At 65.9% G+C, this 11,720-nt stretch carries 9 protein-coding genes and 1 tRNA gene; 5 read left to right on the top strand and 5 right to left on the bottom strand.

Going from position 1 to position 11,720, the window contains the following annotated elements:
- Both ACK4ZD_RS05190 and hrpA read right to left on the bottom strand, forming a co-directional pair.
- Window positions 1-77 (bottom strand) — tRNA-Pro (locus ACK4ZD_RS05190).
- Window positions 78-114: 37 nt separating this feature from the next.
- Window positions 115-3,969 carry an ATP-dependent RNA helicase HrpA gene (gene hrpA, locus ACK4ZD_RS05185; protein WP_409659456.1) on the bottom strand — a complete coding sequence of 1,285 codons (3,855 nt, stop codon included), beginning with the start codon at window positions 3,967-3,969 and terminating at the stop codon, window positions 115-117.
- A 72-nt stretch (window positions 3,970-4,041) separates the two neighbouring features.
- Between hrpA and argA the strand changes: the two genes are divergently transcribed.
- Both argA and ACK4ZD_RS05175 read left to right on the top strand, forming a co-directional pair.
- Window positions 4,042-5,382 (top strand): amino-acid N-acetyltransferase, encoded by a 1,341-nt coding sequence (argA, locus tag ACK4ZD_RS05180; RefSeq protein WP_409659455.1) that lies wholly within the window; start codon window positions 4,042-4,044, stop codon window positions 5,380-5,382.
- A gap of 101 nt (window positions 5,383-5,483) precedes the next feature.
- Window positions 5,484-5,756 (top strand): oxidative damage protection protein, encoded by a 273-nt coding sequence (locus tag ACK4ZD_RS05175; protein ID WP_409659454.1) that lies wholly within the window; start codon window positions 5,484-5,486, stop codon window positions 5,754-5,756.
- Here ACK4ZD_RS05175 and ACK4ZD_RS05170 read toward each other — a convergent pair.
- The gene (locus ACK4ZD_RS05170) at window positions 5,735-6,238 is read right to left on the bottom strand and encodes a hypothetical protein (protein ID WP_409659453.1); all 504 of its coding nucleotides are present in this window, start codon (window positions 6,236-6,238) and stop codon (window positions 5,735-5,737) included. The genes ACK4ZD_RS05175 and ACK4ZD_RS05170 overlap by 22 nt on opposite strands.
- A gap of 165 nt (window positions 6,239-6,403) precedes the next feature.
- Between ACK4ZD_RS05170 and ACK4ZD_RS05165 the strand changes: the two genes are divergently transcribed.
- The 3 genes from ACK4ZD_RS05165 (at window position 6,404) to ACK4ZD_RS05155 (ending at window position 8,864) form a co-directional block, all read left to right on the top strand.
- Window positions 6,404-7,447 (top strand): extracellular solute-binding protein, encoded by a 1,044-nt coding sequence (locus ACK4ZD_RS05165; RefSeq protein WP_409659452.1) that lies wholly within the window; start codon window positions 6,404-6,406, stop codon window positions 7,445-7,447.
- 149 nt (window positions 7,448-7,596) lie between these two features.
- Window positions 7,597-7,905, top strand: a complete 309-nt coding sequence (locus ACK4ZD_RS05160; protein ID WP_409659451.1) for an H-NS family nucleoid-associated regulatory protein — start codon at window positions 7,597-7,599, stop codon at window positions 7,903-7,905.
- 290 nt (window positions 7,906-8,195) lie between these two features.
- Window positions 8,196-8,864 carry an N-acyl amino acid synthase FeeM domain-containing protein gene (locus ACK4ZD_RS05155; protein ID WP_409659449.1) on the top strand — a complete coding sequence of 223 codons (669 nt, stop codon included), beginning with the start codon at window positions 8,196-8,198 and terminating at the stop codon, window positions 8,862-8,864.
- On the opposite strand, the gene ACK4ZD_RS05150 is transcribed toward ACK4ZD_RS05155, so the two are convergent.
- Window positions 8,835-10,742: a response regulator gene (locus ACK4ZD_RS05150; protein ID WP_409659447.1), complete on the bottom strand. Its 1,908-nt coding sequence runs from the start codon at window positions 10,740-10,742 to the stop codon at window positions 8,835-8,837. The genes ACK4ZD_RS05155 and ACK4ZD_RS05150 overlap by 30 nt on opposite strands.
- A 136-nt stretch (window positions 10,743-10,878) precedes the next feature.
- A complete protein-coding gene (locus ACK4ZD_RS05145) occupies window positions 10,879-11,214 on the bottom strand; it encodes a hypothetical protein (protein WP_409659445.1) in 336 nt (111 codons plus the stop codon).
- Window positions 11,215-11,720 lie beyond the last annotated feature (506 nt).

The following is an 11,720-nucleotide window of genomic DNA, read 5'->3' as shown; positions in this document are numbered from 1 at the left end:
TGGTCGGGGTGACACGATTCGAACGTGCGACCCACTGCTCCCAAAGCAGTTGCGCTACCAGGCTGCGCTACACCCCGAAAACCAGCATTGTAGTGCGTCGCCCACGGTGGAGGTTCACCCCACGACTTGGGACCACGCCTTTTCCAGCCGTTTGACCGACACCGGCTGAGGCGTGCGCAGTTCCTGCGCGAAGAGGCTGACACGCAGTTCCTCCAGCAGCCAGCGAAACTCCTGGAGCCGAGTGTCTGCTTGACCTTTCAATTCCGCCAGTCGGCGCTGGTAGCGCTGCTCCAGGGGCTTGAGTTCAGCCATGCGGACCGCATCGCGCGCCGGGTCAACGCGCAGCTTGTCCAGCCGCATCGCGACAGCCTTGAGGTAGCGCGGAAAGTGCGCCAGCTGGGTATAAGGCGTGGCGACCAGGAAGCGCTTGCCCATGAGTCGCTGTAACTGCCCGGCCAGATCCTCAGCCACCTCCTTGGGGGGCCTGCTGTCCTTGAGCTTGCGCAGGGCCGCCTGATACTCGGCCAGGACCGTGCCCGCCAAGCGCGCCACCTCCTGCGCGATGAGGTTCAGGCGGGGCCGCCCTTGCTCGATGCGGGCCCGGAACTCGGCTGCCTCCTGTGGCAAGGGGTCATGCAGGAAGGCGCGGTCCAACGCCACCTCGAAGATTTGCTCGCGCAATTCGTCGACCGTGCCCAGGCTCATGTAAGCCACGGCCATCTTCTGCAGGTCTGGGATGTTCTTCTCCAAGTACTTCAGAGGCTCCCGGATCTGCAAGGCGACCAGGCGTCGCAGTCCCTCGCGATGGCGGGCCGCGGCCACCTCGGGCTCGTCGAAGACCTCGATCTCCACATGGCTGCCTTTGTCGATCAGCGCCGGAAAGCCCACCAGGCTCTGCGAGCCGCGCTGCAGTTCCATCAGCTCAGGCAGCTCGCCGAAGGTCCAGTCGGTGTAGCGGGTCGATGCTGCTACCGCCGGGGCAGGTGCCACCGGGGTTGGGCCCGGCTCCGGTGGCACGGCCCGAGGGGACACCACCGGTGCCGTTGCAGGGGCCGCCCCCAGCTTCAGCGCCGCCAGGGCCTGGAAGGCCCCGCGAGCCTGGGCCCCCAGTTCGGCTTTGAGTGCCGCAAGGTTGCGGCCCATGCCCAGTTGGCGCCCATGCTCGTCGATCACCCGGAAGTTCATGAAGAGGTGGGGCGAGAGCATGTCCAGCTTGAAGTCGCCGCGTTTGACGTCGAGCTGGGTGCGATCTCGCACCGCCTGCAACAAGCCCTCCAACAGCGAGCCTTGGGCGAAGGGGTGGGTGTCGATGAAGGACTGGGCAAACTCGGGCAGCGGCACCAGGCGGGCACGCGGCTTCTGGGGCAAGCTCTTCAGTAGCGCGAGCACCTTGTCCTTGAGCATGCCCGGCACCAACCATTCGCAGCGTTCCTCGCCGACCTGGTTGAGCGCATAGATCGGCACCGTCACCGTCACGCCGTCCTTCGGATCTCCCGGGTCGTGCAGGTAGCTCGCCGTGCAGTCGATGCCGCCCAGACGCACCGTCCTAGGAAAGGCCTCGGTCGTGATGCCCGCTGCCTCGTGGCGCATCAGCTCTTCCTTCGTGAGCATCAGCAGCCGTGGGTTGCGCTGGCTCTCCTGCCGATACCAGCGCTCGAAGCTTGCCCCGCTGCACACCTCGGCCGGAACCTGCTGATCATAGAAAGCGAAGATCAGCTCGTCGTCCACCAGCACATCCTGGCGGCGTGACTTGTGTTCGAGATCTTCGACCTGGCGGATCAGCTTGCGGTTGTGGGACAGGAAGGGCAACTTCGTCTCCCACTCCCCCGCGACGAGTGCCTCACGGATGAAGATCTCGCGCGCTGCCACCGGATCGACTTTGCCGAAATTCACCCGCCGATGGTTGTAGACCACGAGGCCATAGAGCGTGGCGCGCTCCAGCGCCACCACCTCGGCGGCCTTCTTCTCCCAGTGCGGATCCAGCAGCTGGGTCTTGAGCAAGTGGCCGGCGACCCACGGAATCCATTGCGGTTCGATCGCTGCCAGCCCCCGCCCGTACAGCCGCGTAGTCTCGACCAGCTCGGCAGCCACCAGCCAGCGTCCCGGCTTCTTGCTCAGGTGCGCTGCGGGGTGACGCCAGAACTTGATGCCCCGGGCCCCCAGGTACCAGTCGTCCTCATCGCTCTTGCAGCCCACGTTGCCCAGCAGGCCGGCCAGCATCGCCACGTGGATCTGCTCGTAGGTGGCCGCGCTGGCATTGAGCTTCCAGCCGTGCTCGGCCACCACCGTGTGCAACTGCGTGTGGATGTCACGCCACTCGCGCACGCGGCGAGGGGAGATGAAGTGCTCGCGCAGCAGTTGCTCGTATTTGCGGTGCGACAGGCGGTGCTCGCCATGGCCGCCACGGCTGTCCTCCAGCCACTTCCACAGCTTGAGATAGCCCATGAACTCCGACTTCTCGTCGTCGAACTTGCGGTGCTTCTCGTCGGCGGCCTGCTGCTGGTCCAGCGGGCGGTCGCGCACGTCTTGGACGCTCAGGGCCGATGCGATCACCAGCACCTCGGCCAGAGACTGGCGCTGCCGCGCCTCCAGGATCATGCGTCCCACGCGAGGGTCCAGCGGCAGCCTGGACAACTCTTTGCCGATGGGGGTGAGCTCGTTGGCCTCGTCCACCGCGTTGAGTTCGCCCAGCAGCGCATACCCGTCGGCGATCGCCTTGCGCGGTGGCGGCTCCAGGAACGGGAAGTCCTCCACCTGCCCCAGGCCCAGCGCCTTCATGCGCAGGATCACCCCGGCCAGCGAGGACCGCAGGATCTCCGGATCGGTGAACCGCGGCCGACCCGCAAAGTCCTTCTCGTCATACAGGCGGATGCACACGCCGTTGGCCACGCGGCCGCAGCGGCCGGATCGCTGCTGGGCCGCCGCCTGGCTGATGGGCTCCACCTGCAGTTGCTCGACCTTGTTGCGGTAGCTGTAGCGCTTCACGCGCGCCAGGCCCGAGTCGATCACGTAGCGAATGCCTGGGACCGTCAGCGAGGTTTCGGCCACGTTGGTGGCCAGCACGATGCGCCGCCCGTCGCCCGGCTCGAACACCCGGTCCTGCTCGGCCTGGGACAGCCGTGCGAACAGCGGCAGGATCTGGGCCTGCCGGTGCGCCGGCTGGTGCGACAGGTGCTTGCGCAGATGATCGGCCGCCTCGCGGATCTCTCGCTCGCCGGGCAGGAAGACCAGGATGTCACCCGGGCCTTCGCGCCAGAGCTCGTCCACCGCATCGGCGATGGCGTCATTGAGGTCGAAGTCGCGGCTTTCCTCGAAGGGCCGCCAGCGGACCTCCACCGGGTACAGCCGCCCGGACACCTGGATCACCGGCGCCGGCCCCTGGCGCCCCGCGAAGTGCTGCGCAAAGCGTTCGGCGTCGATCGTGGCCGAGGTCACGATGAGCTTCAGGTCGGGCCGGCGCGGCAGGATCTGGCGCACATAGCCCAGCAGAAAATCGATGTTCAGGCTGCGCTCGTGGGCCTCGTCAATGATGAGCGTGTCGTAGGCCGACAGCAGCGGGTCGGTCTGCGTCTCGGCCAGCAAGATGCCATCGGTCATCAACTTCACCGAAGCCCCGGGCGAAAGCCGGTCCTGGAAACGCACCTTGTAGCCCACCACCTCACCAAGCGGCGAGTTCAGCTCCTGCGCGATGCGCTTGGCCACGCTAGAGGCCGCGATGCGCCGCGGCTGGGTGTGACCGATCAGGCCGCTCCCTCCGGCGCCGCGGCCCCGTCCCAGGGCGAGCGCAATCTTGGGCAACTGCGTGGTCTTGCCCGAGCCGGTTTCGCCGCAGACGATGACCACCTGGTGCGCCTGAAGCGCGCGAGCAATCTCCTCGCGTTTGCCGGACACCGGCAGCGATTCGGGAAAGGTGATCGGCGCAACAGGGTGGGCGGGCCCCGCCGTGCGGGGCTTTGCGCTGGAACTCATCGGCTCGTGCAAAATCCGTCATTATTTCAAAGCGTCCGCCTGGACGCGCACCACCGCCTCCCCCCCACCGCCATGAGCCTCGTCTTTCCCCACACCTTCGTTCCGTGGTTCCGCTCGGTGGCGCCCTACGTCCATGCCTACAAGGGCAAAACCTTCGTGGTGGGCCTGGCCGGCGAAGCGATCGCCGCAGGCAAGCTCAATGCCTTCGTTCAGGATCTGGCCATCTTGCATGCCATGGGCATCAAGCTCGTGCTCGTGCATGGCTTTCGCCCCCAGGTGACCGAGCAGCTGCGCGCCAAGGGGCACGAGTCGCGCTTTTCCCACGGCATCCGCATCACCGACCCCATCGCGCTGGACTGCGCCCAGGAAGCCGCCGGTCAGTTGCGTTTCGAGATCGAGGCCGCCTTCTCCCAAGGCCTGCCCAACACGCCCATGGCCAATTCGACGGTGCGCGTGATCTCGGGCAACTTCCTCACCGCCCGGCCGGTCGGGATCGTCGACGGGGTGGACTTCATGCACAGCGGCGTGGTGCGCCGCGTGGACGCAGGAGCCATCCAGCGCGCCATCGACACCGGAGCGATCGTGCTGCTGTCGCCCTTCGGCTTCTCGCCCACGGGCGAGGCCTTCAACCTCACGATGGAAGACGTGGCCACCAGCACCGCCGTGGCTTTGCAGGCCGACAAGCTCATCTTCATGACCGAGGTGCCCGGCATCCGCGAGGACCAGAACGATCCGGACAGCCCGATCGACACCGAGCTGGCGCTGGCCGACGCGCAACGCCTGCTAGCCCAGCTGCCCAGCCCGACCCAGCCCACTGACGCGGCCTTCTACCTCCAGCACTGCGTCAAGGCCTGCCTGGGCGGGGTCGAGCGCTCGCATATCCTGCCCTTCTCGGTGGACGGTGCCGTGCTGCTCGAGGTCTACACCCACGACGGCATCGGCACCATGGTGGTCGACGAGAAGCTGGAAAGCCTGCGCGAGGCCACCGTGGACGACATCGGCGGCATCCTCCAGCTTATCGAGCCCTTCGAAAAGGACGGCACCCTGGTCAAGCGCAGCCGCACCGAGATCGAGCGCGACATCGGCCACTACACCGTGATCGAGCACGACGGCGTGATCTTCGGCTGCGCGGCCCTCTACCCCTACCCCGAGGCCCGCACCGGCGAGATGGCGGCGCTGACCATCTCGCCCCAGGTGCAGGGCCAGGGTGACGGCGAACGCATCCTCAAGCGCATCGAGCAGCGCGCACGTGCCATGGGGCTGGAAACCCTGTTCGTGCTCACCACCCGCACGATGCACTGGTTCATCAAGCGTGGCTTCAGCGAGGTCGATCCCGACTGGCTGCCCGAGGCCCGCAAGCGCAAATACAACTGGGACCGCCGCTCCAAGGTTCTGGTCAAGCGCCTGCGCTGAGCGCAGGGAAAATGCGTAAAGCCCGTCGGGTCATCGGCCTGCAAGGCCCGTGACCAGCGCGACAATCCCTCCAATTCCCTCCGAAGACACAAGGCAACTCCATGGCTCGCACCGTTCAATGCGTCTACCTCAAGAAGGAAGCCGAAGGACTCGACTTCCCTCCCTATCCCGGTGAGCTGGGCAAGCGCATCTACGACCACGTCAGCAAGGAAGCCTGGGCCGGCTGGCTGCGGCACCAGACCATGCTCGTCAACGAGAACCGGCTGAACCTGGCCGACGCACGGGCCCGTCAGTACCTGGCCCGGCAGATGGAGCGCTACTTCTTCGGCGAAGGCGCCGACCAACCGGCCGGCTACGTGCCGCCGTCGAACTGAACCTTTCGCCCCGGCCGGCGGCCCCCAGGCGGCGGCTCAGCAGAAAACAGCGACACCGGCCCCGACCGGTCCGGGCCCAGGCAGTGCTCGATCCAGGCCTCAAGGGATCGGGGATCCATCGGCTTGTCCAGGCAACCCACACCAGCCATCGACGCGCGCCAACGGCGCCAGCGGCCCGAGCCCCCCAGCACGGCCAGCTTCGGTGCCGGCCTGCACGCATGCGGGACGCGAAGCTGCTTCACGAGCTGCCAGCCGGCCGGCTCGCCCAAGTGATCGAAATCCATCACCACCAAGTCCACCGGCCGCTCGGCGCAGAACTCGACGGCCGCCGCGGCTTCGGCCACATCGGCACAGACCGCCTGCCGCAGGCTCAAGCGGCTGCGCAGGTACAGGCTGTGCGCGCCTTGACAGGCCACCAGCAGGGCCTGGGCGGGGCGCGGCCGTACATCGGCTCTTGTGGCGATGGCTGAGGGCTTGGACATCCGCCCATGATCCCCCGCAGGCCCCACGACGCACAAGGGCAAATGCCACGCCGGCGGCGCACTCGCCACCACAAGGTCCTGCCGTCAGATCAAACTTGCTCAAAATCTTTTTGAGAATCATTCGTGTTTTTGTCTAGAATGCGTCGGTCTTTTCCAGGAGTGACCATGACCATCCGACGTCTTGCCGCCCCCTTGTGTGCCCTGGCTGTCGCCCTGAGCCTGCCGGCCCTCGCCCAGGACAACCAGGTGCTCAACCTGTACTCCGCCCGCCACTACCAGACGGACGAAGCCCTTTACACCAACTTCACCAAGGCCACCGGCATCCGCATCAACCGGGTCGAGGCCGATGACGCCGGCCTCCTCGCGCGCCTGAAGAGCGAGGGCTCGGCCAGCCCGGCCGACGTGATCTTGTTGGTGGATGCCGCCCGCCTGTGGCGCGCCGAGGCCGATGGCTTGTTCTCCCCGCTGCGCTCGAAGGTGCTGGAGGAGCGCATTCCGGCCAAGCTGCGCGGTGCTGACAGTGGCCAGGGCTCGCAGTGGTTCGGCTTCTCCACGCGTGCCCGCGTGATCGTCTACAACAAAGCCACGGTCCAGCCTTCGGCGGTCGATTCCTACGAGAAGCTGGCCGATCCGGCGCTCAAAGGCAAGGTCTGCACCCGCTCGGGCTCGCATCCCTATAACCTGTCGCTGTTCGGCTCCCTGATGGAGCACATCGGCCCGGAGAAAACCGAAGCCTGGGCCAAGGCCGTCGTCGCCAACATGGCGCGTGAACCCAAGGGAGGCGACACCGACCAGATCCGCGCTGTGGCCAGCGGCGAATGTGGTGTGGCGATCAGCAACAGCTACTACTTCGCGCGCTTGATGCGCTCGAACAAGCCCGAAGACCAGGAAGTCGTCCGCAAGGTTGGTGTGGTGTTCCCGAATCAGCAAAGCTGGGGAACGCACGTGAATATTTCCGGTGGCGCAGTGGCCCGCCATGCCAAGAACCGCGAAGCCGCCCGGCTGTTCCTGGAATATCTGGCCAGTGATCAGGCCCAGGTTTACTTCGCCAACGGCAACAACGAGTATCCCGTCGTCGCCGGTGTGAAGACCGGCAACCCGGCCCTCGACGCCCTGGGGGAATTCAAGGCCGAACTCGTCCCGATCGCCACCGTCGGCGCCAACACCGCCAAGGTCCAGCAGATGCTGGACCGGGTGGGTTTCAAGTAAACCAACCGTCCCGGTCCCGCCCCAGCGCGGGCCCGCACGGCTCGCCCGCTGCACCGCCGTGCAGCGGGCATTTGTTTTTCGGCTGGCGGTTCCAAACCTGGCCCATTCGGGCTATATTCAGTCCTGTTGTCGTTTCAGAGGCTGAATACATGTCAACCTACCAAGAACTTCTGGCCCAGAAAGCCGAACTCGAAAAGAAAATCGAGCTCGCACGCAAGCAGGAACTGGCCGATGCGATTGCCAAGATCAAGAGCCTGATGGCGCAATATGGCATCACGGTGGCCGATCTGGGCGGCAAGGTCGCCGCGGGCAAACCGGCAGGGGGCAAAGGTGGCAAGGTTGCACCCAAATACCGCAATCCCGCCACTGGTGAAACCTGGACCGGGCGTGGACGCCAGCCCAAGTGGGTGGAGTCCGCCCTTGCCAGCGGGAAGCAGCTGAGCGATCTCGCCATCTGAATTCGAAGCGACGGCCCCCAAATGCACGGGCCGACGTTCCAGGCCCCCAACTTTGGGACTCGGCCGAAACCGCGGCCCCCTCGCTGCGGTTTCGGCCGTTTTCACTTGAGCCTCTGGAGGAACGCAAAACCCACCTCTTGCCGCGCGATCCGGCCACGAAACGCACGCCGGCCGGACATTTTTGCGTAGTCCCCATCCCCAGATGGGTCCAAACACGGTAAGTTAGATAGGCCGCCCCAATCCGGTCGAGCCGCCGGGTTGGCTCACTCGATCAATAACGCCTTGCCGCCATGCCCACCGCCCATCTCAGCTTCACCGTCCGGATCGCCCGCAGCCCCCAGGATCTGCAAGCCGCCTGCCAGGTGCGCGCCCAATCCTATGGACACCATCTCCCGGAGTTACGCTCCACCTTCGCCTACCCGGACGCCTTGGACCACTCCCCCGCCACGGCCGTGCTCGTTTGCGCCGACAAAGCCACTGGCGATCCAGTGGGTACCGCGCGGATCCAGGTCAACAGCCACGGCCCGCTGCTGATCGAAGGCAGCATCGAGGTGCCCGAGGCCATGCGCGACGACGCACGGGCCGAGATCACCCGGCTGGCGGTCGTTCCAGGCCAAACAGACCCCCTCGTCAAGCTGGCGTTGATGAAAGCGAGCTACCTCTATTGCCTGGCCAACCAGGTTCGCTGGATGGTCATCGGCGCACGCAGCCCCGCCCTGGTCCGGCAGTACCGCCGCCTGGGCTTCTCCAGCCTGTACGACGACGACCGGCCGGTGCCCCTGGCGCACGCCGGGAACATCGATCACTGGGTTCTGGCCTTCGACGTGCGTGCGGCTGAGCGCGAATGGCACGCGAAGCATCATCCGCTCTACACTTTCATGGTCGGCACTCATCACCCCGACATCCGGCTCTTCGAACCGTCGAGGGCCCTAAGTCGGCAAGAAGCCCTGGCCGCCTAGCGAGGGGCCCCGCCCCGCGTCCTGGTCAGAGGCAGACGGCTCGCCGCGCTGCCTTGCAGGGGTTTGGAGCCACACGCTCATCAAGGCCATCAGGTCTGCGTCGGTGAAAGGTTTGGCCAGAAAATCGTCCATGCCGGCGGAGAGGCAACGACGGCGGTCTTCTTCGCTGGCGGTGGCGGTCAGGGCAATCACCGGCACCCGCGTCAGGCCAAGGGCCTGCTCCTGATGACGAATCTCGCGCGTGGCTTCGAAGCCATCGAGCGTGGGCATCAGGCAGTCCATCAGGATCAGATCGGGACGCCCCACCTCCCGCAAAGCATGACGCACCGCTTCGCGGCCATCGTGCACGTGCTCGACCTCCAACCCGCAACGCTCCAGGAAGGCCGACGCCACCAGGGCATTGAGATCGTTGTCCTCCACCAGCAGCACATGGGGCGGGCGCTGCCTGGGCAGTTCGATCACCTGCCCCGCCGAGGAGCCGGCCACCGTGGGGGCTTGCGCCCCTGCCACGGGGGCCGCCACGGTCTGCGGCGCCGCCACCGAAGGCAGCCGGGCGGTGAAGCGGAACAGCGAGCCCACCCCCACCGTACTCTGGCAAGTGATGTCCCCCCCAAGCGCATGGGCGATCTCGCGCGCGATCGTCAGGCCCAGCCCAGTGCCTTCCAGGGGGCGCGCCGGCCCCACGGCCAGCTGTCGGAAGGCCTCGAAGATATGCGCCTGGTCGGCAGGTGCAATCCCCACACCGGTATCGCGCACCTCGAAGACCACCATGTCGTCACCAGGCTCCCGATGAGCGGCCAGACCGATCCACCCCTTCTGGGTGAACTTCACCGCGTTGCCCAGCAAGTTGTGCAACACTTGGCGCGTGCGCGCCGGATCGCCCTCCACCCAGCATGGACGCGGCAGACGCAGGTCACTGGTGAAGACCAAGCCCTTGTCCTCTGCGCGCACCGCATACACCCCCGCCACCCGCTCCAGTTCGGCGGCCAGGTCGAACGTGATTCGCTGGATCTTCAGCTGGCCCGACTCGATGCGGGCGATGTCCAGCAGATCATTGATCAGTGAAAGCAGGTGCGTGCCCGAGCTCTCGATCAATTCGACCCGCCGCTGCATGGCCGGGTCTTTGGCATCCACGTGAATCAACCGCGCCAGCCCGAGGATGCCGTGCAGCGGGGTGCGCAACTCGTGACTCATCGTGGCCAGGAACTGGCTCTTAACGGCACTCTCCCGCTTGGCCAGCTCCAGGGCATCGGCCCGCTCCTGGGCGATGCGGTTGGCATGCAGACGCAGCAGGAAAACTTCGGCCAGGCGCTTCTCGGAACGGAAGGCCGTCGTCAGCAGCAGGCCCAGCATCAGCACGAGCCCAGTGCCACCAAGAAAGCCGAACTCGTCGCCGCGCCACAGCAGTGACAGCGCAGTAGGACCTAGCATCGGGGCCACATAGGCCGCCGTGGCCAGCACCCGCACTTGCAGCCCAAATGTCGCCACCGACGCCACACAAGCCAGGCTGGCGGCCACCAGCGAGGCGGTGTGCGAGTCCTGATGCATCAGCCACGCCCCCGCCAGGCCCCAGACCGCTCCATCCAGGGCGAGCAGCCAGTAGGTGCTGCTGCGCCAGGCCCGTCCTCCGGGATAGCCCTGGCGCCGGTACACCTGTGCCTGCACGATGCGAGGAATGGCCACCAGCAGCTTCATGACCACCCAGGTCTGCACCAGCAGCCGAGGCACGGTGTCGGGCATGTGCAAGGCCATGAACACCGCAAATGCCGTGGCAATGAGCGTTCCGATGGATGCGTGCATCCAAACCATGCGCAGTTGCTCGTCGGCAACCCGCTCTGCAAGGTCACGGTCGATCTGGACGCCTATCGCGTCTGCCATCTTGGTCACCACCACGTTGGCGAGTGTAGCTTTTCACGTCGTGACATCGACACCCCCCGCTGCCGACGTGTGCCGGGCCTGCGCTGTTGTCTCATTGTGGCCACGCCCAGTGCCGACAAGGGGTCACCACACGCCATCAGGCGGCGGTCACGGGGACAGGCCATTCGTCGGGGCATTCCAGCCCCAGCCGCTCGCAGCGTTCGCGCAGCCGCTGCCAGCGCAGGCTGAGCGGCGCCTGGGGCTGGCTGGCGCAAACCTCGGCAAACATCTGCATCAAGGCGCGACGTCGGCTCACTTCCAGGGCCCGCTGCCAGTCCTGCAGGATGGCCATCTGGGCCTCGGGCTGCATCGACAAAAACTCGTCATCCAGGTGAACCGAGCCCCGGGCCCTTTCCAGATCGGCGAACAAGCCCTGAACCGGCAAATGGAACGCACCGCAGGCGTCCTCCTGGTCATCCAACACGGCAAACATGCTTGTCATTCCGAACGCTCCTGTACCTCACTCCACCCCTCGGGAAAGAACCCCGGGGACACGGTGGCACCTGACTTTCGATCCTTCGCCCGCCCCAAAGCCACGAACCTGTACGGATTGGATACCATCCGCGGCCTCGTTTCACGAGATCTCATCCCCTAAACCCGGGGTTCCAAAGCCTTGAAATGCGCATTCGTTCACGTCAAGGGGGGCGTTTTGGGCTCCTCTGTTGGAGGAGCCGCGCCGAAGGCCCGTTCTTGCCGCAGGTCGCCACACGTTGCCGCGGCTGCCACTGGTTCGTTTTCGGCCACATCGACCCTCGCTTGATGTCCTTTTTAAGGCAACAAGCGCAATAGGGATCGAACTGGCTCCGCGTTGGGGCACATGCATTGCATCCTTGGAATGCCGCAGCCCCGGGCCTGCCCTGCCTGTCGCCCGTCGAGGAGCAGGCCGTCGCGCAGAAAGAACGGTTTGCCAAGAAAAAAAGCCACTCTCGGAGTGTGGCT

It is taken from the genome of Caldimonas sp. (assembly GCF_046291045.1).
Classification (GTDB): domain Bacteria; phylum Pseudomonadota; class Gammaproteobacteria; order Burkholderiales; family Burkholderiaceae_C; genus Caldimonas.
Note: the sequence above shows the minus strand (reverse complement) of the source record. Positions and strands in the feature narration are given on the sequence as shown.